This is a genomic window from Rhodoferax potami (genome assembly GCF_032193765.1).
GTDB classification, from domain to species: domain Bacteria; phylum Pseudomonadota; class Gammaproteobacteria; order Burkholderiales; family Burkholderiaceae_C; genus Allorhodoferax; species Allorhodoferax potami.
Genome location: NZ_JAVBIJ010000001.1, coordinates 3703587 through 3724689 on the forward strand (window position 1 = coordinate 3703587; position 21103 = coordinate 3724689).

Sequence of the window (21103 nt, forward strand, 5' to 3'; positions counted from 1 at the left end):
CCGTTCTCTCAGAGGGCTGGCTTACGCAGCCGCCTTCACCTTCAAGCGCCAAGCATGCAGTAGCGGCTCGGTATATCCGCTGGGCTGCGCCAATCCTTTGAACACCAGCTCAGTCGCCGCCTGATACGCCGCGCCCTTGAAGTTACCCACCATGGGGGTGTACAGCTTGTCGCCGGCGTTTTGCTTGTCCACCTTGGCGGCCATGCGTTGGAAGGTCTCTTCCACCTGGGCCTTAGTCACCACACCGTGTTGCAACCAGTTAGCCATGTGCTGGCTGCTGATGCGCAAGGTGGCGCGGTCTTCCATGAGGCCGATGTCATTGATGTCGGGCACCTTGGAGCAGCCCACGCCTTGGTCCACCCAGCGCACCACGTAGCCCAGAATGCCTTGGGCGTTGTTGTCCAGCTCGGCTTGCTTCTCGGCGTCTGTCCAGTTGGGGGTGGCGGTCACCGGGATCTGCAGCAGGTTGTCGAGGATGCCGGGGCGGGCTTTCTCGTAGTTGGTCTTTTCCAGTTCCTTTTGCACGTCGCTGACCAACAGCTGGTGGTAGTGCAGGGCATGCAGGGTGGCGCCGGTGGGGCTGGGCACCCAGGCGGTGTTGGCACCGGCCTTGGGGTGGCCGATCTTCTGCTCCATCATGGCCTTCATCAGGTCAGGCATGGCCCACATGCCCTTGCCGATCTGTGCCTTGCCTCGCAGGCCGCTGGACAAGCCCACCAGCACGTTGTTCTTCTCATAGGCGGCAATCCAGGCGCTGCTCTTCATGTCCGCCTTGCGGATCATGGGTCCGGCTTGCATGGCGGTGTGCATCTCGTCGCCAGTACGGTCCAGGAAGCCGGTGTTGATGAAGGCCACGCGGCTTTGGGCGGCGGCAATGCAAGCCTTCAGGTTCACGCTGGTGCGGCGCTCTTCGTCCATGATGCCTAGCTTCACGGTGCTGTCCGGCAGGCCCAGCATCTGCTCCACGCGGGTGAATAGCTCGGCGGCAAACGCCACTTCAGCGGGGCCGTGCATCTTGGGTTTGACGATGTAGACCGAACCCTTGCGCGAGTTGCGGATGGCGTCTTTCTTGGTCTTCTTCAGGTCATGCAGGGCGATGGTGGTGGTGACCACGGCGTCCATGATTCCTTCGGGGATCTCTTTCGTTGTGCCGTCGGCAGCGGTGTAGGTGATGGCCGGGTTGGTCATCAGGTGGCCGACGTTGCGCACAAACATGAGGCTGCGGCCGTGCAGCTTCACGTCTTTCTTGCCGTCGGGCGCGGTGTACACGCGGTCGCCGTTCAGGCCACGGGTCAGCGTCTTGCCACCTTTTTCAAAGCTCTCAACCAAAGTGCCTTGCAGAATGCCGAGCCAGTTGCCGTAGGCCAGCACCTTGTCTTCGGCGTCCACCACTGCCACGGAGTCTTCCAAGTCCAGGATGGTGGAGAGGGCTGCTTCGAGCACCAAGTCGCTCACACCGGCTGCGTCGGTCTTGCCGATGGGCGTGGCGCGGTTGATGATGATGTCGAGGTGCAGGCCGTTGTGAATCACCAGCACGCTGGAAGGATCTTTGGCAGAGCCCTGGAAGCCCACGAACTGGTCCTTGTCGGCCAGCTTGGAGGTGGAGCCGTCCTTCAAGGTAACGACCAAGTCGCCGCCCTTTATGGCGTAGCCGGTAGAGCCTACGTGTGAGCCTTTCTTGAGCGGTGCGCAGCGGTCCAGCACGTTACGGGCGTATTCAATGACCTTCTTGCCGCGCTTGGGGTTGTAACCCTTGGGTCCTACTTTTTCGCAGCCCTTGTCTTCGCTGATCACGTCGGTGCCATACAGCGCGTCATACAGGCTGCCCCAGCGGGCGTTGGCGGCGTTCAAGGCGTAGCGGGCGTTGAGCACGGGCACCACCAGCTGCGGGCCGGCTTGGGTAGCCAGCTCTGCGTCCACGTTTTTGGTGGTGATCTTTACCTTCTTGGGGCTCTCGACCAGGTAGCCGATCTTTTCCAGGAATGCCTTGTACGCAGGCATATTGCTGATGGGGCCGGGGTTGGCTTTGTGCCAGGTGTCCAGCTCGGTTTGCAGGCGGTCGCGCTCGGCCAGCAGGGCGATGTTCTTAGGGGCCAAGTCGGCCACGATGGCGTCAAACCCTTTCCAGAAAGCCTCAGGCGCAATGCCGGTGCCAGGCAGCACTTTGTCTTGGATGAAGCTGTGCAGGCTGGTCGCGACTTGCAGGCGGTGCTCAGCAGTGCGTTCGGTCTTGCGGGGGGTAGTTGTCGTCATGGTGGGCCTTTCAAAGGAAGGGGCGTTCAACAAAGTGAAAACGGGTCGCACGAGGGGAAACGCCCTCAGGCTATGGATGTACTGTATTCCATCCTTTGCGGATTTCTATATGGAAGAATATCAATCGATTTGTGACTTTTTAGGATGTAGTTCATGCCCATACGCCATCTGGTGCTGCTGAAGTTCAAAGCTGGCACGGTGCCCGCTGAGGTTCAAGCCATAGAAGCTGCGTTTGCCGCATTGGCAAGCAAGATCAGCGCCGTGCAAAGCCTGGAATGGGGCACTAACAACAGCCCCGAAGGCCTAGCTAAAGGCTTTACCCACTGCTTCAACCTCACCTTCGCCGATGAGGCCGCCCGCGCGACCTATCTGCCGCATCCCGATCACTTGGCGTTTGTCGAGCAGCTCAAGCCGGCGCTGGACGATGTGCTGGTGGTGGACTACCGATTCACATCCGAGTGTGATGGACGTTCTTAAGTTCGCATTTCTTAGAAACTGCCAGAGCAGAGGGCGTCGCATCCCTTTTGCAGACCTTGAATTGGGATGCGATACCGCCAATTACTGTCGCGTGGCTATGCGTCAGAAGAGTACTGAAATTGCATTTGAAGGCGAAACATGGAAATGGCGTTGCTGTGGTTGCTGTGTGTGATCTTGATCGTGCTTGGGCTCGCTGGCACAGTACTGCCGGTTTTGCCCGGCACCCTTCTGGTGTGGGCGGGCATTGTGCTGGGTGCCTGGATCGACAACTTTGAAAAAGTGGGCCTGGTGACTGTGGCGGCGACCAGCGTGCTGGCCCTTGTAGCTTGGGGTCTGGACTATGCGGCGGGGCTACTCGGGGCCCAAAGGGCCGGAGCGAGCAAGATGGCTTTGCTGGGCGCAGCGATCGGCACGGTCCTCGGACTACTCATGGGTTTGGTTGGAGTGCTTTTTATGCCGTTGGTGGGGGCTGCGATGGGTGAGTACGTCGCTCGGAAAGATGAGGCCCATGCCTTGAAGGTAGGGTTGGCTACCTGGGTGGGGATCATGGTCGGGCTGCTAGCCAAGGTCGTGCTAGCTTTCGTGATGGTCGGGGTGTTTGTGGCTGCGTTGTTGATTTGAAGCAGTAATTAAACATTTTCGACAGTCAGGCCGGCATTCTTCGCGAGGCAACCCGGTGCAATTCCTAGGCCTGCAGCGCCGGGCAGCCACGCATAGAACAAGCGCTCCGTAGGTTGCAGTGTGTGTCCAAAGCAAGAGACTCCATTGCAACCCCCTCTATGAGGGAATCAGTGCTTGTCTCGGGTCATGCGTTCGGCAAACGAGATTCCCATGGCTGAAAGCACAAATGTGAAATGAATGATGGCAACCATAGTTACGACCTTGATGCTCTCCAGGCTCAAGTCACTGCTCAGATAGGTCTTGAGCGCATGCACACCTGATATCGAAATGATGGCAAAAGCCAGCTTCAGTTTCAGGTTGTAGGTGTTTACATGGTCTAACCAATCCGGCTTTTTGATGTCCACTTTGTCGAAGTGCCCGGTCGTGACAAATAGCGAGACCCCTGCGAGGGCAACTACCCACACCAACTGCGCCACCATGGTCATGTCAACGAGTTCCAGGACTTTGATGATGAGGTCGATCTTTTCAAGTTCACCAAACAGCAGGGTTTGCATGAGCTTGTAGCTTTCCAGCAAGAATTTTCCCAATATGCCAATGATGATGAAAACCAGCCCGACATAAAAGAAAAGCATGCTGAACCGCATGCCGTAGAGCAAAGTGCCTACTTTAGAGAGAACTTTTTCCATTTGTGAATGGCTTCCATGAGAGTGAGTTGAATACCAAAGGCAATGGTGCTTGCTTCTTGGGCACATCCACTTTACGGAGGCTGCGCCCATCACGCACCACTGCTATGGTTTATTTTTTTCGTACTCTTCGTACTTGGGTTCGGCAAGGATGAAGGGCCGGGTCTGGTCTTGTTGACCAAAACCTGCACCCGTGCCCGTTGTAGGCAGTGCGCGAGACAAAATCAAAAGCCCTGCGACTGCCGAAAAAATAGAGCCCACATACACACCTAGTCGTACCGGTGTCGCCAAGGCTGGGTCCGTGAAAGCCAGCGCGCCTACAAAAAGGCTCATGGTGAAGCCCACACCCGCGATACACCCCACCCCGATAACCTGCAACCAGTTGCCTGGTTTATTGGCTTTCAGAAGCATTGCTCCCAAGTAAGTCATCAAAACGATGCCGACCGGCTTGCCCACCGCCAGGCCCAATGCGGAACCTAGGGTAATCGGGTGCAGAAGGTATTCACTCGCGCCGTCCAAACTGATGCCGGCGTTGGCGAACGCAAAGACGGGCATGATGCCAAACAATACCCAAGGCCGGAAGCTGTGCTCTGCCTCGTGCAAGGGGCTATGGCCGTCCTTGTCTTTCAGCGGAACGCATGCCGCGACGATCACGCCCCCTATGGTCGGGCTGATGCCTGACCGGTACATGACGACCCATAAGACGATTCCCACCACGATGTACAGACTCACCGATGCGATTCTCAAGCGGTTCATCACCATCAGTAGCGCGCTAACGCCTGCCGCCATCAGCAGATAGTCGGTCAACACCTGTTCGGTGTAAAAAAAGGCAACGATCAATATGGCGCCAAGGTCGTCCACTACCGCGACCGCCAACAAAAATGCCTTGAGTGCGATCGGTACCCTATGGCCTAAAAGCGACAAGACGCCCAGTGCAAATGCAATATCGGTGGCCGCTGGAATGGCCCAACCCTTACCAAAACCCGCGCTCCCAGCCAAGGCTAAAAACAGCAGGGCTGGCATTGCCATGCCGCCTGCTGCAGCCAACACGGGTAGCAGGGCCGCTTTGGGGTTTGAAAGCTGGCCTTCCAGCATTTCGCGCTTGAGCTCCAGACCTACGAAGAAAAAAACAGCGCCATCAGCGCATTCTTGATCCAGTAAGCCACTTTCATTTCAATGCCACCGCCAGTAGGGCCGATGCTGAACGAAGTGGCTAGAACCGACTGGTACGCCGGCCCCCAGGGCGAGTTCACCACCACCATCGCGATAGCAGCGACAAAAACCAGCAGTGCGCCTGGCACAGCTTCTTGGGGCAAGAAGCCAAAAACTTTTGGGGCGGGCGATGTTACTGACATGGTGTGGGCATCATCAGGCAATAGACACAAGATAGCCGGTATAGGCTCCATACGAGCCTAGAAGCACCCAGCCCTCCCAGCGTTGAAGCATCGCCCCCGATCGGGCGAAATACACCAGCAAACCAGTCGTCGCCAGCATGACCCAAATGTCAAAACTTGCGATTTGCGCAGGCATGTCGATCGGTTGGATGATCGAGGTGGCTCCCAAAATAAAGAGCACGTTGAAGATGTTGGAGCCGACGATATTTCCATAAGCCACGTCCGCGTGTTTGCGCAAGGCCGCCATCACAGAAGTGACCAGCTCCGGCATGGATGTGCCTACCGCCACAATCGTGAGCCCGATGATGGTGTCCGAAACGCCCAGTGTTTTGGCGAGGGCAATAGAGCCGTCCACCAGGTAGCGTGCGCCAAAGATGGTGATTGCAATACCGCCGATGGCCATGGCCAAAGAAAAGGTCAGGTGGCGAGGTCCGGGGCGCGCATCTTCTGCGCGGTGTTCTGCAACCACTGCGGCCTCATCTGGAGCACGCTTTTCTTGCACGTACACAAAAACTACGTAAGCCAACAGGCTCGCAATAAAAGCCACCCCTAGCACCATGCCCATTTGCCCGTACAGCACCACACCCAGGCAGGCGAGGGCGGCTGCCGACAGCATGATGGCATCGCGCCTGAAGCCTTTGGGGTTCACCGCCATCGGGTAAATGATGGCGGAAAGGCCGAGTATGAACAGGATGTTGGCGATGTTGGATCCCACCACATTGCCTACTGCAATGCCCGCCGAGCCATTCAGTGCGGCAGTCACACTGGTTACGAGTTCGGGCGTCGAGGTACCAAACCCGACCAGGGTCAGTCCAATCAGCAGGGGCGACACCCCTAATGCTGTGGCGGAGGCAACTGCGCCACGCACCAGCAACTCTCCTCCCACCACGAGCAATACCAAGCCCAGGCCAATAGATATCCAGATGTCCATGCGTTTCAGCTCCCGGTTATGCGCTCACTAGTTTGGATGACGCCGAAGTATGCCGTTGGAAAGGTGGATGATCGCTTTCATCTTTGCTTTCACCACTCATTTCTGATTGTCTTTCCCAAGGGTGTCGGCGAGTCTGAACTGCATCAGCAGAGGTGCATACACATCTTTGTCACATGACACACCTAGGATGAAACTCCGTCTACATGGCTCCGAAATGGGGTCTGCACTTTGTCTCATCTCACAGGTCTCCCCATGCACATCAAAACCACGGTTTCCGCCATCCTTTTGGCATTGGCTTCGGTCTCCGCATCTGCGCAGTCGTTCAGCCTGAGCAACTACACCGTCAAAAACACTTACGGGCTCGACCTGAGCGTGGGCGCTGTCTCCGGCCTGGAAGGCTCTGCGATCACTTATGCGCAGGACCGCGGCACCTTGTTTTTCATCGGTGACGAGGGCAAGGGCGTGATTGAAATGTCACTTGACGGAAAGTCAAAAGGTTCGATGGCGTTCACCGGCTGGGGCGCCTACAGCACAGGCCTCAATGGAAGAAATCCCGGTAACGATTCCGAAGGCTTGGCCTACTTGGGCAATGGGGTGCTCGCTGTGGCAGAAGAGCGCCTGCAAAACATCTACCGCTTCAGCTACACCGCTGGTGGCTCGGTCAACTTGGGCACAGTGCCTTTCGCCTCTGTGGGCCTGACTACTGGCAATGTGGGCATTGAAGGCTTGAGCTACGACGCCCGCAACGGCAGCTATGTCACGGCAAAACAAGACAACCCGGCCACGCTGAGTATCTTCAACAACCTGAGCTTCTCCACGGTGGCATCTCCGGATGCGGTTGCGGATGCGTCATTCACCGGTGCGACGGGCTTGTTTGGTTTGTCCCAACTGTCCGATGTGCAAACGCTCTCTATCCTGGGCAACAACAATTTGCTGGTGCTCAGCACCGGTACCACCCCCGGCGATTCGCGTGAGCTGATCGAAGTGACCCGCACTGGCACGGTAGTCAGCCGCTTGGACCTGACCCATATCGCTGCCCGCAACGCGATTGAAGGTGTGACGATTGATGAACGCGGCACGATTTACCTGTTGGCCGAGCAAGACCAACTCAGTGGCGCACCCGCAAACGCCAAGTCGCAGCTGATTGTGTTGACGGCCCCCGTGCCCGAGCCAGAAACCTACGCCATGCTGCTCGCTGGCTTGGGCTTGATGGGCGCCGTAGCCCGCCGCAGGCGCGCTGCGTAAGCGATTGCTTCCTTCCAGGTGTGGTGCGGGCCCAGGTGCGGCTTGCACCATGCCGGTGGCGATGCCGCACTGCACGCCGCCAAGCACTGTCGATAATTGACGTAAAGTTTGTGGCCTGCCGGATGCCTTACGGTGTCAGGCAGGCCCCGATGTTTCTGTCCTGTATTCCGCAGGGCTTGGCGTTATTGACAGCACCGCATGACCACCGACACCCGTTCACCCTCAGCTCTCCCCCTCGCGGGCATCCGCGTCGTTGAATTCACCCACATGGTCATGGGGCCCACTTGCGGCATGACGCTGGGCGACTTGGGTGCAGATGTCATCAAGGTCGAGCCACTGGCGGGCGACAGCACCCGCAAGTTGCTGGGCAGCGGCGCCGGTTTTTACCCGCTGTTCAACCGCAACAAGAAAAGCATTGCGGTGGACCTCAAAAGCCCACAGGGCCGCGAGATCGTGCTCAAGCTGATTGCCACGGCCGACATCGTCAGCGAGAACTTCAAAACCGAGACCATGCAAAAGCTGGGCTTGGACTACGCGTCTTTGAGCAAGCTGGACCCGCGCCTGATCTACGTGAGCCACAAAGGCTTTCTGCCCGGCCCCTACGACCACCGCACGGCGCTGGACGAGGTGGTGCAGATGATGGGCGGCCTGGCCTACATGACCGGCCGCCCCGGCGACCCGCTGCGCGCAGGCTCCAGTGTGAACGACATCATGGGCGGTATCTTCGGTGCCGTGGGCGCCATGGCGGCACTCATGCAACGCCAGCAAACCGGCAAGGGCCAGGAGGTGCAAAGCGCCCTCTTTGAGAACAACATTTTCTTGGTGGCCCAGCACATGATGCAGTTTGCCGTGACCGGCAAGGCCGCCGCGCCTATGCCCGAGCGCATCTCGCCCTGGGGCATTTACGACGTGTTCAGCGTTAAAGGCAACGAGCAGATCTTTCTGGCCGTGGTGGGCGATGGGCAATGGAAAACCTTTTGCGAGGCCTTTGGCTACGCCGACCTGTTTGCCGACCCGCGCGTCACCACCAATAACGACCGTGTGCTGGCGCGCAGCTGGCTCATCCCCGAGTTGCGCACGCGCCTGGCGCAGTTCAGCCGCGCAGAGTTGTCACAGCGCTTTGAGCAAGTGGGCCTGCCCTTTGCTCCCATCACCGATCCGCAGCATTTGTTTGACGACCCGCACCTGCAAGCCACCGGCGGCCTGGCCCCCATGGAGCTGCCCGACGGTCGTCAGACGCAAGTGCCTTTGTTGCCCTTAACCCTAGGCGGTGAGCGCCTCGGCCTGCGGCTGGATCCGCCCAAGCTGGGTGAGCACACCGACGCGCTGCTGCAAAGTCTGGGGTACAGCGCGGGCGAAGTGGCGGCACTGCATGCGCATGGCGTAGTGCTATGAAAAATATAGCTGCGCGCGCAGAATCCACGAGCGCCAAAGGGCTGAAGGGGAGTGCGTTTTACGCAGGTCAAGGAGGAGCCCGCGCAGCGGGCGGGGGACACGGAGTAAAACGCGCTGCCCTTCAGCCCTCCAGGAGTCAGTGATGGACAAGCTCAAGCAACTCGAATCCTTCGTCTCTGTCGCTACCCGTGGCAGCCTGACCGCCGCCGCCAATGCCGAAGGCGTGGCCCCCGCCATCATGGGCCGTCGGCTTGACGCGCTGGAGGAGCGCCTGGGCGTGAAGTTGCTGATCCGCACCACCCGTCGCATCACGCTCACGCACGAGGGCAGTGCGTTTTTGGAAGACTGCCAGCGCATCATCGCGGACGTGACTAACGCCGAGGCCAGCGTGAGCGCCGGTGGCGTGAAGGCGGCGGGCCATTTGCGCATCACGGCGCCGGCGGGTTTCGGCCGTCGCCATGTCGCGCCGCTGGTGCCCAAGTTCCGCGAGTTGCACCCGGATGTGACGATCTCCCTCAACTTGAGTGACCGCGTGGTGGACATTGCCGGCGAGGGCTTTGACTGCGCAGTGCGTGTAGGCGACATGCCCGATTCGTCCCTCGTGAGCGTGCGCATGGCCGATAACCGCCGCCTGTGCGTGGCCACGCCGGCCTACCTCAAGCGCCACGGCACGCCCAAAACGCCAGCCGATTTGAGTCGCTTCCATTGCCTCACGTTGTCCAGCGACGCATCTCAAACCCGGGGCTGGGCTTTCAAGTTGCCTGCGGTCAAAGGCGAGCGTGCTGATGCGGGTGAGGTGATTTACCTAAAGCCCGCCGGCCCGCTGGACTGCAGCGATGGGCAGGTGTTGCACGACTGGTGCCTGGGTGGCTACGGCATCGCGTGGCGCAGCACTTGGGAGGTGGAAAACGAAATCGCCGCAGGCCGTTTGGTCGCGGTGCTGGAAGACTATGCCGCTCCGCCCAACGGCATTTACGCCGTCTTCCCCCAACGCAAACACATGCCCTTGCGAGTGCGCTTGTGGATCGATTTCATCAAGGAGCGTTACAGCGCGCCGGGATATTGGAACAAGGCTTGAGAGAGATTATTTTGCTACTGATTTGATAGCTGCTTGCGCATATTCCACGAGCGCTACTAGCCCAAAATAGCAAAAATCCGGTCTACTTGGGTAGAGCCGGCTTTTTCATGGGCGGGACGGGCGAATTACTGGGTGTCGTCTTCCGAAGGCACGTCAAACGGATCGTCCAGGCTATCGCTTTCCATCATGGCGATCTCAGCGCACTGCACGCCATTGAGCTGGTGGCGGTAGGCCAGAAAAGCGTGGCGGGCATTGGCTTCGTCGTCGCCTTCGTCATCGGCTGCGGCAGCGGCCAGATGGTGTTTGGCGGCGGCCTGGAAGTGGTGGGCAGCCATGCGGTGGTAGTCGCCGATGGTCTCAAAATCTTCGTCCACCAGATCGTCTGCCACGGTCTCGGCCACGGGGGAAGTGTCTTGGGTCATTCAGGGCTCGCTTTTTTGTGAAACACGGCAACATGCCGCCTGCACAGATTGCGCCCTCACCGTGAACCCTGTGTGACAGGCGCGCGAGTCTTTTGCGACGCGCCGCCGTTTAGACCAGACCCCAGTCGCGTGCGCCCTTGAACCCGGGGAACACGTTGCTGAGCTGGCTGTCGCTCAGGCCCCACTGGCGTTTAAATATGCCGCCCAACACGCTGCGGTATTCATTCAACACCGCGTAGTCGCGGTTCTGGAACAGGGTGGCCGCCGACATCTGCACCTGCTCGCCGACCACTTGCTTGCCGCGCACCGCGCCGCCCAGCACCCACATCACACTGCCGTGGCCGTGATCCGTGCCGCGGTTGCCGTTTTGGCGGAAGGTGCGGCCGAACTCGCTCATGACCACCACCACGGTGTTGCGCCATGCGCTGCCCATTTCTTGCGAAAAAGCGGCTAGGCCTTGGCCCAATTCATCGAGTCGGTTAGCCAGATAGCCGGTTGCGCCGCCCTGGGCTACGTGGGTGTCCCAGCCGCCCACATCTACAAAACCCAGTGCGTATTGCTCGCGCATCAGGCGGGCGATGCGGCGGGCTTCCAGCTCAAAGCCCTTGGCGGTGATGGCGCCGCGGCTGGCGGCATCCATCTCGGCCGACATTTCGCGCATCACTTGTTCACGCACCGCAAAGCCGCTTTGCACCGTGCCCTCCAGGGCAGTGCCCTGATACATGGCTGCAATGATGCGGCTCTGGCGCGTGTCCACCGATGGCTTGCTTAGGTTGCGCAAGCTGGTGTTCGGAACGCGCAGTTCGCCTTGCAGCGCAATCGGCAGTTGGTCGGTAAACGCCATGGGGGCGGGGCTGGTAACAGCGGGGCGCCCTTGGAGCTGGGTGGCCAGCCGGTTCAGAAAGCCCGAGCCATAGGCGGTGCTGCTGTGGTTTTGCTGGCCTAGCTCGATGCTGTCTTGCGTTTCGAAGTGGCTGCGCGACAGGTTATCGGTGCCGCTGTACGGCACAAAGGCGAGTTCGCCTTGTTGGTAGAGCGGGTAAAGGGTGTCCCGCAGAGCCGGGTGCAGCCCCCAGTCGGCGGTGAGGGGCAGGGCGCTCGTCAGGTCGGCGTCGGGTTTGGCGATGGCGATGTCAGGCCGTACCTCGTAATAAAAGCTGCTGCTCACCGGGGGGAGCAGGCTGGCCGCATCCATGCCGCCGCGCAAAAACACCATCAAAAACCGGGGTGCCCCGGTGGTCGGGCCTGTGGCCGCGTGCAGCTGCACCCCGGGCAGGCTCAGGGCAGCTGCCGCACTGGTGTGCAGCGCGGTGTGCAGAAATTGGCGTCGTTGCATGGCACGGGCTCCTGAAGCGGGGTGTGTGGCGGTTGGGGCCGAAGTCTGGGGGGCAAGTGCGCTCGAGGGCTAGCGGCGCATGGACTCCGGGGCGGCCAGCAGGAAGGTGTTCCACTCCTGCGGCGAGTTGGCCTGGTCGAGCGCTGCGCGGGTGGCGCTGCTCAGGCCGTTTTGGATGGCCTGGTAATACAGTGCATTGGCCAGCTGGGGGAATGCGGCTTTTTCGGTCGCTTGCGGGCCGTCGGTTTTGAATAGGCCCGCGCTACCGGAGCCAATGGCCTTGGCAATTTCAAACCGGGTGGTGAGCTGGCCGGTACTGTCCCACGCGCTGGCGACCAGGGGGTAGCCGTCAGGCGTTTGGCGGCCGTAGAGCGGCTGCCCCATGCGGTTGATCCAGTTCAACACCGGGCCAACGTTGAGCACCGCTTTGTCGTCATACGCCAGTCGTACCGAGGACAGCACATAGCGCATCGGGTCTTTGAACTTGGTGGGGCGGGCGTTGGTAAATTCCGGCGCGGTGAACAGTGTTTCCAGCACACGAGCGATCTGGCCATCGGTCGCTCGCCAAGTGGCAGCCATGCGGTCCACAAGGGCCTGGGGCGGGGTGTCAGACAGCCAGAAGGTCGCTAGCTTGCGGCTCACGAACCGGGCCGTCGCCGGGTGGCGTGTCAGCAGGTCCAGCGCTTGCTCTATTTCGGCCAGACCCTCGCCGGTAATGGCTTGGCCCAGCAGGGCTTTGGGCCCGGTGTCATGCCGCTGGGGATTGAATTCAAAAATGCCCTTGCGCACATACAGGCGGTTTAACTCTTTGCGCAGGTTGGGGTTGCTGCTGTTCATGTTGACGCCCAGCCCGGTGAGCACGCGGGCCAGTTCTTGGACGTCTTTCTGGGTGTAGCCGCCATCCACCCCCAGGGTGTGCAGCTCCATCAGCTCGCGGGCAAAGTTTTCGTTGATGCGGCCGGCGGCATTTTGGTCGTTGTCCAGATACCGCAGCATCGCCGGGTGGTAGCTCACCGCGCCGAGCAGATCGCGGAAGCGCCCGAGGGCGTGCGGCCGCAGGGCGCTGTCTTCATAGTCGCCCAGCATCGCCCGCAGGTTGTGCTTGCTGAGGTGCACATTGAAGTGGTTCAGCCAGAACCATGTCATTTGCTCTTGCACCTGCGCCGGGCTGTAGAGCGCTCGCAGCACATGGCGGGTGGCGGCTTCGCGGGCGAGGCGGTTGAGCTCTTGCTGGTAGGCCTGCTGGGCGGCTTTTTTGGCTACGTCGTCCCGCAGTGCATCGGCGTCTTTGCGCTGCTTTTCCATCGTGGCCACCAGATCGGTCAAGCCGGTCTGGCTGATGGTCATGGCGCTGACGGTGGCCTGTGCGCTCTCGGGCAAGCTGGCGCCTTGTGGCTGGAGTTGCTGCTGCAGCCAGCGCGCGCTGCCCTGTTGTTCCACTACCCGCGCGGTGGAGGTGTTGGCCCCCCAGGTGATGCGGTTCAGCCATTCATAACGAGCCTGCGCCGTGGGGGCCGGCCCGTCGGCCACACCGCCCGATGGCAGGGGTGCGCAGCCGCTTAGAAAGAGCAGGGCAACACACAAGCCCCACAGGGGCGCGAAGCGAAGGAGTCGGGTGTCAGAGCGCATGCGCCACATCGTAGCGGCGCGGCCCCGGCTTCACCAACTGTTACATCGACAGGCGGCCCTTAGGCCTTGCCGAACTCCGCACCGAGCTCGCCGGCACGGTGGTGCGCAGCAAACAGGGCTTGGGCAAACAGGTCTTTGATGCCGCTCTCATCCATGCTGGTGATCGCCGCATAGGTGGTGCCGCCTTTGGAGGTGACTTTTGCGCGCAGGCTCTCAGGTGCTTCAGCGGAGGCGCGTGCCAGTTCGCCCGCGCCGATAAAGGTGGCCACGGCCAGTTGGTACGCCTGGTCCCTGTCGAGCCCCATGCGGACCCCCGCATCGGTCATGGCTTCCATGAAATAAAACATATAGGCCGGCCCGGAGCCGCTGAGGGCGGTGACCGCATCGAGCTGCGCTTCCGCCGTGAGCCAGACCGTGGCGCCGGTGGTCGCGATTACCTCGTTAGCCCAGTCTTTGTCTGCCTGAGTGACACCCGGGCGGCCAAAGAGAGCCGTGATTCCTTTGCCGATCAGCGCCGGTGTATTAGGCATGGTGCGGATGATGCGCTCGCTGCCCAGCCAGGTGGCAATGCTGTCAGTGGTGATGCCGGCTGCCACACTCAGGTGGAGGGCTGTGCGGTTGTGGCTGCTCACTGCTGCGGCGGCCTCTTTAAAGGTCTGGGGTTTGACCGCCCAGACGATCAGGTCTGCGCTGGCCAAAAAGGCGCCGGCTTCGGGCTGCGGCTGCAGGCCGAAATCGGTTGCCAGCCGGCTGCGGGCCTCTGCCCAGGGTTCCACCACATCAATATCTGCGACCGAAAACCCTTGGCGGAGCAGCCCGCCGATGATGGCGCTGGCCATATTGCCGCCGCCGATGAATGCAATGCGCTTGCCCATGCTGAGTCCTGTGCGTTGAAAAGTCAGAGCGCCCGAGTTTAGAGGGTGGTCTGGCGCACAGCGTGCTCCCAGCGCTCCATCAGCTCCTTGGCGCGTGCGGGCGGCAGGGTGGGGAGGAAGCGGCGCTCGGCCTTCCACAGCTGGGTCAGCTCGTCGGTATTGCTGTACACACCCGTGGTCAGTCCGGCCAGGTAGGCGGCCCCTAGGGCTGTGGTTTCGGTCACCGCAGGGCGCACCACCGGAATGCCCAAAAGGTCTGCCTGGAATTGCATCAGCAAGTCATTGACACACGCGCCCCCATCCACCCGCAGCTCTGACACTGCCGCAGCGCCCGCACTGACGGCATCGCGGCTCATGGCCTGCAAGAGTGCCGCGCTTTGGAATGCTATGCTTTCGAGAGCAGCCCGCGCAATGTGGGCAAGGGTAGAGCCCCGGGTAAGGCCTGTAATCGAGCCCCGTGCATCAGGCTTCCAATACGGTGCGCCCAGGCCGGTGAAGGCGGGCACCACAATCACGCCGCCTGAGTCGGGCACGCTTTGCGCCAGGCTTTGCACTTCGCCGCTGCCCTGGATGGCATGCAGCCCGTCACGTAGCCACTGCACCACGGCTCCCCCTACGAACACGCTGCCTTCGAGCGCGTATTGGGGCTGGGTGTTGGCTTGGGCTGCACTGGTGGTGATGAGTCCGTTGCGCGAGGTCTGGAAGGTGCTGCCGGTGTGCATGAGCATGAAGCAGCCGGTGCCATAGGTGTTTTTGACCATACCGGCTTTGAAGCAGGCTTGGCCGAACAGCGCACTTTGCTGGTCACCCGCCACGCCACCGATCGGAATCGCATGGCCGAAGAGGCTGGGCACGACTTCCCCAAACAAAGAGGCCGAGGGTTGCACCGCGGGCATCAGGCTGGCCGGAATGTCGAGCGCTGCCAGCAAGTCGTCGTCCCACAGATTGGTGTGCACATTGAAGAGCATGGTGCGGGAGGCGTTACTCACGTCCGTCACATGGACACGGCCCTCGGTCAGCTGCCAGATCAGCCAGCTGTCGATGGTGCCGAAGGCGAGCTCTCCGTGGGCGGCTTGGGCGCGTGCGCCGGGCACGTTGTCCAGAATCCACTTGAGCTTGGTGCCTGAGAAATAGGCATCCACCAGCAGCCCGGTTTTGGTTTGGATGGTGTCGGCCAGCCCGCGCTCGCGCAAGTCGGCACAGGTGGGTTCTGCCCGCCGGTCCTGCCAGACGATGGCATGGTGGATGGGGATACCTGTTTTGCGATTCCACACAACCGTCGTCTCGCGCTGGTTGGTAATCCCGATGGCCTTGACCTGCGCGGCGGTAATGCCGGCTTTGGCCAGTGCTTCGCGTGCTGTGGCGAGCTGGATGCGCCAGATCTCTTGGGCGTCGTGTTCGACCCAGCCGGGCTGGGGGTAGATTTGTTGCAGCTCCAACTGGGCCATCGCCACGGTTTGGCCCGCCTCGTCAAACACGATGCTGCGGGAGCTGGAGGTGCCTTGGTCAAGCGCGAGGATGTAGGTCATAGGCGTAGGGTCAGAAAAGGTGGGTGTGCGGCAAAGCGCGTCGCTGTGGCGGTGGGCTCAGGCCTGAGCCACGTCGAGTCGTACTTGTGCTTCTTCGAGTAACGCAGGAAACGGTGCCGGTGGCTGTGCGTCGGTGAACAGTCGGTCAATTTGCGACAGCGTGGCGACTTCGACCATGGCGGGGCGGTTGAATTTGCTGATGTCAGCAGCAAGCCAGACCTCGCGGGCGTGGGAGATGATGGTTTGTGCCACCTTGACCTCGCGGTAGTCGTAGTCCCGCAGGGTGCCGTCAGACTCAATACCGGAAATGCCAATCAGCGCCAAATCCACCTTGAATTGGCGGATGAAATCCACTGCGGCTTCGCCCACGATGCCCTGGTCCCGGCCGCGCACCACGCCACCGACCACGATGACTTCGCAGCGCGGATTGGTGCTCAGGATGCTGGCCACATTCAGGTTGTTGGTAATGACCCGTAAGCCGGTGTGGTGCAGCAGGGCGCGGGCCACCGCCTCGGTGGTGGTTCCGATGTTCAGGATCAGGGAGCAGTCGTTGGGAACGGCTTGCGCCACTTGGCGGGCAATGCGCTGCTTGCCATCGGCGTTGAGGCTTTCGCGCTGTTGGTGGGCCAGGTTTTCGGTCGTGGAGCTCGGCACCCGGACGCCGCCATGAAAGCGGGCCAGCAAGCCTTCGTCTGCCAGGCGCTGTACGTCGCGGCGCACGGTTTGCAGTGTGACGCCCAGCGTGTCTGCCAATTCATCGACCGCCACCGTGCCTTTGGCCTGGACGACGGAGAGCAGTGTGAGTTGTCGGGGATTTGGATTCATGCGTATTTGTACCCCCAAAGCTTGTAGGCGCCCAGACTATAAAACGAATCAAAAGGAATTATTTCAGGGTAATCACCAAGAAAAAACGAATCAAAACGAACAATAATTTGCAAATTCGAAAATCTACGGATTCGCAATGCAACAAAAAAAGGTGGCGTGATGCAATTGAATCTCGAAAGCATCAGCAAGAAAGTCGGTCCGCAAACCTGGCTGTATGACATGACGCTGGCTCCACGCAGTGGTGCAGTGACGGTGCTGTTGGGTGCGACGCAAGCGGGCAAAACCAGTTTGATGCGCATCATGGCTGGCTTGGATGTGCCCACAGCCGGCACCGTGCGTGTAGACGGTGCGGATGTCACCGGCATGCCCGTGCGGGAGCGCAATGTGGCCATGGTCTACCAGCAATTTATCAACTACCCCTCGCTCAAGGTGCGCGACAACATCGCCTCGCCTCTGAAGCTGCGCGGCGAGAAAAACATCGATCAGCGCGTCCGCGAGTTGGCAGAGAAGCTGCACATCGAGATGTTTCTGGACCGCTATCCGGCAGAGCTCTCGGGTGGGCAGCAGCAACGCGTCGCCTTGGCCCGGGCACTGGCCAAGGGTGCGCCCTTGATGTTGCTCGATGAGCCTTTGGTGAACCTGGACTACAAGCTGCGTGAAGAGCTCCGCGATGAATTGACCGCTTTGTTTGCCGCAGGGGACTCCACAGTGATTTATGCGACCACTGAGCCCGGCGAAGCCCTCTTGCTGGGCGGCTACACCGCGGTGCTGGATCAAGGTGAGTTGCTGCAATACGGGCCCACGGCAGAGGTGTTTCACGCACCGTGCTCGATCCGGGTGGCTCGTGCCTTTAGTGACCCGCCCATGAACTTGCTGGCGGCGCAGCCGGCAACTGGCGGTGTGCAACTCACTGGAGGCGCGCTGATCCCGATGGCCTTGCCGGCCGTGGCGCCACAAGCCCTCACGGTGGGCATGCGTGCCAGCGCACTGCGGGTGCACTGGATGGATGGTGACATTGCCTTGGCCGGGCAAGTGGAGTTAGCAGAGATTTCGGGCACAGACACCTTTGTGCATTTCGAGACCCCGGTGGGGGAGCTGGTCGCGCAGCTGACGGGTGTGCATCACTTCGACCTCGGTCAAGCGGTCACTTTTTATTTCAACCCGGCGCAGGTCTATGTGTTTGATGCACAAGGCTTGTTGTTGATGGCCCCGGTGCGCGGCAAAGGACGTTGATATGGCTCGCATAGAACTTGATTTGGCCCATGCCTACCGGCCCAACCCCCAGCAGGACAGCGATTACGCCTTGCTACCGCTCAAGATGGCATTTGAGGACGGTGGGGCTTACGCACTCTTGGGCCCCTCGGGCTGCGGAAAGACCACGCTGCTCAACATTATGTCGGGGCTGGTTACGCCGTCACAGGGTACCGTGCGCTTTGACGGGCAGGACATGACCCGGATGACACCTCAGCAGCGCAACATCGCCCAGGTATTTCAGTTCCCGGTGATTTACGACACCATGACGGTGGCGGAAAACCTTGCCTTTCCGCTGCGCAACCGGAAGATGCCGGCCGACCAGATCAAGAAACGGGTCGGGGTGATTGCCGAGATGCTGGAGATGAGTGGCCAGCTGAACCAACGCGCAGCGGGCTTGGCCGCCGACGCTAAACAGAAAATTTCATTGGGTCGTGGGCTAGTGCGTCCCGATGTATCTGCGGTGTTGTTTGATGAACCGTTGACGGTCATTGACCCCCACCTGAAGTGGCAACTCCGCCGCAAGCTCAAGCAGATCCACCACGAGCTCAAGCTCACCTTGATTTATGTGACCCATGACCAAGTGGAGGCTTTGACCTTCGCCGATCAGGTGGTGGTGATGACTCGCGGGCGTGCTGTTCAAGTGGGGTCTGCTGCAGATTTGTTCGAGCGGCCCAAGCACACCTTTGTAGGGCACTTTATTGGCTCACCGGGCATGAATTTTTTATCGGGACAGCACGCGGCTGGGCGTTTTCACACCCTTGGCGCGACCGTGGATATGCCTGCCAACCGTGCGCTGCCAGAAGGCGCCTACAAGCTGGGAGTGCGCCCGGAGCATGTGCGGGTAGCCGAAACCGGTGCCGTGGGCGCGCTGCCGATGACAGTCACGCAGGTGCAGGACGTCGGTACGCACGTCATTCTGAGCGTTGCCCGGGAAGGGCAGGTGCTTAAGGCCCGCCTTGCGCCGGACGCAACTTTATGGGCCCCCGGGGACGCGGTGTGGATGCAGGTCATGGGCCCCCAAACGTGCTTCTACCAAAATGAGGAGATCGTGGCATGAGTACGACAACCAAGCCGGTGAACCAGAAGGCCTGGTTCCTGATTTTGCCGGTGCTGATTTGTGTGGCTTTCTCAGCCATCCTGCCTTTGATGGTGGTGGTGAACTATTCGGTGCAGGACATCATTTCGCCGGAGCGCCGGGTCTTTGTGGGCACTGAGTGGTTCGCCGCCATCATGCGCGACGAAGAGCTGCACGGTGCCTTGTTGCGGCAGATTTCTTATTCATTTGCCGTATTGGCGGTTGAGCTGCCGCTCGGTATCTTGCTGGCGCTTTCTATGCCGGCGCATGGCTGGAAATCGTCAGCGGCCTTGGTGATTGTGTCGCTCTCGTTGTTGATTCCGTGGAACGTGGTGGGCACGATTTGGCAGATTTTCGGGCGAACCGATATCGGGCTGATGGGCGCGGCTCTGCAAGGCATGGGCATCGACTACAGCTACACAGGCAATGCTTTGCACGCCTGGCTCACAGTGCTGCTGATGGATGTGTGGCACTGGACTCCGCTGGTCGCCTTGTTGGGTTATGCGGGTCTGCGTTCGATTCCTGACGCGTACTACCAGGCCGCAAGTATTGACGGTGCCAGCAAATGGGATGTGTTCCGTTATGTGCAGTTGCCCAAGATGCGTGGGGTGCTCATGATTGCGGTGCTCTTGCGGTTCATGGACAGTTTCATGATCTACACCGAGCCCTTTGTATTGACCGGCGGCGGCCCTGGGAACTCCACCACGTTCTTGTCGCAGTTTTTGACACAGAAGGCGGTGGGGCAGTTCGATCTGGGCCCGGCCGCTGCGTTCTCGCTGATCTATTTCCTCATCATTTTGTTGATGTGCTTTATTTTGTACAACTGGATGCAGCGCGTAGGCACCCAGGCGAAGGAGGGTGGCCATGAATAAGCCCAAGTTTCAAAAGCGTTCGTTGTTCATGATGGCGTACATCGTGTTCGCCCTGTTGCCCATCTACTGGATGATCAACATGTCGTTCAAGACGAACAACGAGATTCTTGCGGGTTTCACGCTCTTCCCGGATCACTTCACCTGGGACAACTACAAGACGATATTGACGGACCCCGCCTGGTATTCGGGCTATATCAATAGCCTGATTTATGTGGGCATCAATACCGTCATCTCTTTGACGGTGGCACTGCCGGCGGCTTATGCGTTTTCGCGCTACAGCTTTCTGGGTGACAAGCATGTGTTCTTTTGGTTGCTGACCAACCGGATGACACCGCCTGCCGTATTTTTGCTGCCATTCTTCCAGCTCTATACCTCAGTGGGGTTGATGGATACCCATATCGCTGTGGCCTTGGTGCACTTGCTCTTCAACGTTCCGTTGGCGGTCTGGATTCTTGAGGGTTTCATGAGTGGCATTCCCCGGGAAATTGATGAAACAGCCTATATCGACGGTTATTCGTTTCCGCGTTTCTTCATCCGGATCTTTATCCCGCTGATCAAGGCCGGCATCGGGGTGGCTGCGTTCTTCTGCTTCATGTTCAGTTGGGTGGAATTGCTGTTGGCACGTACGCTGACCAGCGTGAATGCCAAGCCGATTGCTGCCACGATGACCCGTACCGTCTCTGCCTCGGGGATGGACTGGGCCACGCTCGCTGCGGCAGGTGTGTTGACCATCGTGCCGGGTGCCATCGTGATCTGGTTTGTACGCAATTACATCGCGAAGGGTTTCGCGATGGGCCGTGTTTAAAGGGAGTTCACGATGTTTGAATGGATGGCGTGGACCACACCTGTGGCTGTATTTTTTGTATGCATTGCCCTGATGCTGATCGGGATGACGGTCTGGGAGCTGAAGTCCCCGACCACCATGCGCAAGGGTTTCCTGCCGATGGAGACGACGCGGGGTGACCGCTTGTTTGTAGGACTGCTCAGTGCGGCCTATGTGAATTTGGCTTTTGTCGGGGTGAGTGGCCGGCTGACGGAGTGGCTCAGTTTGGAGGCTGAACCCTCTATCTGGTTCAGCTTTGTGGCATCGATGGCGCTACTCGCTTGGATCATGCGCAAGGGTTGATCTAAGGATTTCAGCAGCGGCTTGTCGCCCCCTGGGGTCGTTGCATTTTCTTTCACAGGGTTGCACTACAACGAGGAGATTGA

20 protein-coding genes and 2 pseudogenes are annotated in these 21103 nt (G+C 59.9%); 11 read left to right on the forward strand and 11 right to left on the reverse strand.

Annotation, left to right across the window (positions count from 1 at the left end; translation table 11 throughout):
- Positions 1-21: 21 nt before the first annotated feature.
- Positions 22-2253 carry a malate synthase G gene (locus tag RAE21_RS17835; protein ID WP_313882515.1) on the reverse strand — a complete coding sequence of 744 codons (2232 nt, stop codon included), beginning with the start codon at positions 2251-2253 and terminating at the stop codon, positions 22-24.
- A gap of 153 nt (positions 2254-2406) precedes the next feature.
- Here RAE21_RS17835 and RAE21_RS17840 point away from each other — a divergent pair, with 153 nt between their 5' ends.
- Together RAE21_RS17840 and RAE21_RS17845 are read left to right on the forward strand one after the other, a co-directional pair.
- A complete protein-coding gene (locus RAE21_RS17840; protein ID WP_313882516.1) occupies positions 2407-2730 on the forward strand; it encodes a Dabb family protein in 324 nt (107 codons plus the stop codon).
- Between the two features lie 138 nt (positions 2731-2868).
- The gene (locus tag RAE21_RS17845; RefSeq protein WP_313882517.1) at positions 2869-3351 is read left to right on the forward strand and encodes a DUF456 domain-containing protein; all 483 of its coding nucleotides are present in this window, start codon (positions 2869-2871) and stop codon (positions 3349-3351) included.
- Positions 3352-3518: 167 nt separating this feature from the next.
- On the opposite strand, the gene RAE21_RS17850 is transcribed toward RAE21_RS17845, so the two are convergent.
- From RAE21_RS17850 to RAE21_RS17865, 4 genes are read right to left on the reverse strand one after another with little or no spacing between them, the layout of a single operon-like run.
- Entirely contained in the window at positions 3519-4127 is a 609-nt protein-coding gene (locus RAE21_RS17850) for a YqhA family protein (protein WP_313882518.1), read from the reverse strand.
- 12 nt (positions 4128-4139) lie between these two features.
- Positions 4140-5129 carry a Na+/H+ antiporter NhaA gene (gene nhaA, locus RAE21_RS17855; protein WP_313882519.1) on the reverse strand — a complete coding sequence of 330 codons (990 nt, stop codon included), beginning with the start codon at positions 5127-5129 and terminating at the stop codon, positions 4140-4142.
- A 20-nt stretch (positions 5130-5149) separates the two neighbouring features.
- Complete coding sequence (locus RAE21_RS17860; RefSeq protein ID WP_313882520.1) at positions 5150-5389, reverse strand: Na+/H+ antiporter NhaA; 240 nt, start codon at positions 5387-5389, stop codon at positions 5150-5152.
- 13 nt (positions 5390-5402) lie between these two features.
- Positions 5403-6359 (reverse strand): calcium/sodium antiporter, encoded by a 957-nt coding sequence (locus tag RAE21_RS17865; RefSeq protein WP_313882521.1) that lies wholly within the window; start codon positions 6357-6359, stop codon positions 5403-5405.
- A gap of 252 nt (positions 6360-6611) precedes the next feature.
- On the opposite strand from RAE21_RS17865, the pseudogene RAE21_RS17870 reads away from it, so the two are divergent.
- From RAE21_RS17870 to RAE21_RS17880, 4 genes and pseudogenes are all read left to right on the forward strand, one after another.
- A pseudogene (locus RAE21_RS17870) lies at positions 6612-7445 on the forward strand (SdiA-regulated domain-containing protein); the annotation flags it as partial.
- A gap of 57 nt (positions 7446-7502) precedes the next feature.
- Positions 7503-7604 (forward strand): annotated as a pseudogene (locus RAE21_RS19365) (PEP-CTERM sorting domain-containing protein); the annotation flags it as partial.
- A gap of 198 nt (positions 7605-7802) precedes the next feature.
- The gene (locus tag RAE21_RS17875) at positions 7803-8999 is read left to right on the forward strand and encodes a CaiB/BaiF CoA transferase family protein (RefSeq protein WP_313882523.1); all 1197 of its coding nucleotides are present in this window, start codon (positions 7803-7805) and stop codon (positions 8997-8999) included.
- 142 nt (positions 9000-9141) lie between these two features.
- Positions 9142-10077: a LysR family transcriptional regulator gene (locus RAE21_RS17880; RefSeq protein ID WP_313882524.1), complete on the forward strand. Its 936-nt coding sequence runs from the start codon at positions 9142-9144 to the stop codon at positions 10075-10077.
- A gap of 125 nt (positions 10078-10202) precedes the next feature.
- Here RAE21_RS17880 and RAE21_RS17885 read toward each other — a convergent pair whose 3' ends face one another.
- From RAE21_RS17885 to RAE21_RS17910, 6 genes are all read right to left on the reverse strand, one after another.
- Complete coding sequence (locus RAE21_RS17885) at positions 10203-10499, reverse strand: hypothetical protein (protein ID WP_313882525.1); 297 nt, start codon at positions 10497-10499, stop codon at positions 10203-10205.
- Between the two features lie 109 nt (positions 10500-10608).
- Positions 10609-11835, reverse strand: coding sequence for a DUF1501 domain-containing protein (locus RAE21_RS17890; protein ID WP_313882526.1), 1227 nt, complete (start codon positions 11833-11835; stop codon positions 10609-10611).
- A 69-nt stretch (positions 11836-11904) separates the two neighbouring features.
- Complete coding sequence (locus tag RAE21_RS17895) at positions 11905-13464, reverse strand: DUF1800 domain-containing protein (protein ID WP_313882527.1); 1560 nt, start codon at positions 13462-13464, stop codon at positions 11905-11907.
- A gap of 59 nt (positions 13465-13523) precedes the next feature.
- Positions 13524-14339, reverse strand: a complete 816-nt coding sequence (proC, locus tag RAE21_RS17900) for a pyrroline-5-carboxylate reductase (protein WP_313882528.1) — start codon at positions 14337-14339, stop codon at positions 13524-13526.
- 38 nt (positions 14340-14377) lie between these two features.
- Positions 14378-15868 (reverse strand): glycerol kinase GlpK, encoded by a 1491-nt coding sequence (glpK, locus tag RAE21_RS17905; RefSeq protein WP_313882529.1) that lies wholly within the window; start codon positions 15866-15868, stop codon positions 14378-14380.
- Between the two features lie 57 nt (positions 15869-15925).
- Positions 15926-16693 carry a DeoR/GlpR family DNA-binding transcription regulator gene (locus RAE21_RS17910; RefSeq protein ID WP_313882530.1) on the reverse strand — a complete coding sequence of 256 codons (768 nt, stop codon included), beginning with the start codon at positions 16691-16693 and terminating at the stop codon, positions 15926-15928.
- Between the two features lie 159 nt (positions 16694-16852).
- Here RAE21_RS17910 and RAE21_RS17915 point away from each other — a divergent pair, with 159 nt between their 5' ends.
- Genes RAE21_RS17915 through RAE21_RS17935 form a run of 5 tightly spaced genes read left to right on the forward strand, consistent with a single transcriptional unit; the run spans position 16853 to position 21020 of the window.
- Entirely contained in the window at positions 16853-17926 is a 1074-nt protein-coding gene (locus RAE21_RS17915; RefSeq protein WP_313882531.1) for an ABC transporter ATP-binding protein, read from the forward strand.
- A gap of 1 nt (position 17927) precedes the next feature.
- Positions 17928-19004: an ABC transporter ATP-binding protein gene (locus tag RAE21_RS17920; protein ID WP_313882532.1), complete on the forward strand. Its 1077-nt coding sequence runs from the start codon at positions 17928-17930 to the stop codon at positions 19002-19004.
- Complete coding sequence (locus tag RAE21_RS17925) at positions 19001-19894, forward strand: carbohydrate ABC transporter permease (RefSeq protein ID WP_313874940.1); 894 nt, start codon at positions 19001-19003, stop codon at positions 19892-19894. The genes RAE21_RS17920 and RAE21_RS17925 overlap by 4 nt, the downstream gene beginning before the upstream one ends.
- Positions 19887-20699 carry a carbohydrate ABC transporter permease gene (locus tag RAE21_RS17930; RefSeq protein WP_313874941.1) on the forward strand — a complete coding sequence of 271 codons (813 nt, stop codon included), beginning with the start codon at positions 19887-19889 and terminating at the stop codon, positions 20697-20699. Before RAE21_RS17925 ends, RAE21_RS17930 begins: the two co-directional genes overlap by 8 nt.
- 12 nt (positions 20700-20711) lie before the next feature.
- Positions 20712-21020: a DUF2160 domain-containing protein gene (locus tag RAE21_RS17935; protein ID WP_313882533.1), complete on the forward strand. Its 309-nt coding sequence runs from the start codon at positions 20712-20714 to the stop codon at positions 21018-21020.
- Positions 21021-21103: the final 83 nt, after the last annotated feature.

Bases quoted from the DNA above. Each gene is read 5' to 3' on its own strand.
- RAE21_RS17935 (WP_313882533.1), top strand. From the start codon at position 20,712: ATGTTTGAATGGATGGCGTGGACCACACCTGTGGCTGTATTTTTTGTA.
- RAE21_RS17835 (WP_313882515.1), bottom strand. From the start codon at position 2,253: ATGACGACAACTACCCCCCGCAAGACCGAACGCACTGCTGAGCACCGC.
- RAE21_RS17910 (WP_313882530.1), bottom strand. From the start codon at position 16,693: ATGAATCCAAATCCCCGACAACTCACACTGCTCTCCGTCGTCCAGGCC.
- RAE21_RS17920 (WP_313882532.1), top strand. From the start codon at position 17,928: ATGGCTCGCATAGAACTTGATTTGGCCCATGCCTACCGGCCCAACCCC.
- RAE21_RS17895 (WP_313882527.1), bottom strand. From the start codon at position 13,464: ATGCGCTCTGACACCCGACTCCTTCGCTTCGCGCCCCTGTGGGGCTTG.
- glpK (WP_313882529.1), bottom strand. From the start codon at position 15,868: ATGACCTACATCCTCGCGCTTGACCAAGGCACCTCCAGCTCCCGCAGC.
- RAE21_RS17850 (WP_313882518.1), bottom strand. From the start codon at position 4,127: ATGGGCGCAGCCTCCGTAAAGTGGATGTGCCCAAGAAGCAAGCACCAT.
- RAE21_RS17925 (WP_313874940.1), top strand. From the start codon at position 19,001: ATGAGTACGACAACCAAGCCGGTGAACCAGAAGGCCTGGTTCCTGATT.
- RAE21_RS17865 (WP_313882521.1), bottom strand. From the start codon at position 6,359: ATGGACATCTGGATATCTATTGGCCTGGGCTTGGTATTGCTCGTGGTG.
- RAE21_RS17840 (WP_313882516.1), top strand. From the start codon at position 2,407: ATGCCCATACGCCATCTGGTGCTGCTGAAGTTCAAAGCTGGCACGGTG.
- RAE21_RS17915 (WP_313882531.1), top strand. From the start codon at position 16,853: ATGCAATTGAATCTCGAAAGCATCAGCAAGAAAGTCGGTCCGCAAACC.
- RAE21_RS17860 (WP_313882520.1), bottom strand. From the start codon at position 5,389: ATGTCAGTAACATCGCCCGCCCCAAAAGTTTTTGGCTTCTTGCCCCAA.
- RAE21_RS17875 (WP_313882523.1), top strand. From the start codon at position 7,803: ATGACCACCGACACCCGTTCACCCTCAGCTCTCCCCCTCGCGGGCATC.
- RAE21_RS17930 (WP_313874941.1), top strand. From the start codon at position 19,887: ATGAATAAGCCCAAGTTTCAAAAGCGTTCGTTGTTCATGATGGCGTAC.
- RAE21_RS17880 (WP_313882524.1), top strand. From the start codon at position 9,142: ATGGACAAGCTCAAGCAACTCGAATCCTTCGTCTCTGTCGCTACCCGT.
- nhaA (WP_313882519.1), bottom strand. From the start codon at position 5,129: ATGCTGGAAGGCCAGCTTTCAAACCCCAAAGCGGCCCTGCTACCCGTG.
- RAE21_RS17890 (WP_313882526.1), bottom strand. From the start codon at position 11,835: ATGCAACGACGCCAATTTCTGCACACCGCGCTGCACACCAGTGCGGCA.
- RAE21_RS17845 (WP_313882517.1), top strand. From the start codon at position 2,869: ATGGAAATGGCGTTGCTGTGGTTGCTGTGTGTGATCTTGATCGTGCTT.
- RAE21_RS17885 (WP_313882525.1), bottom strand. From the start codon at position 10,499: ATGACCCAAGACACTTCCCCCGTGGCCGAGACCGTGGCAGACGATCTG.
- proC (WP_313882528.1), bottom strand. From the start codon at position 14,339: ATGGGCAAGCGCATTGCATTCATCGGCGGCGGCAATATGGCCAGCGCC.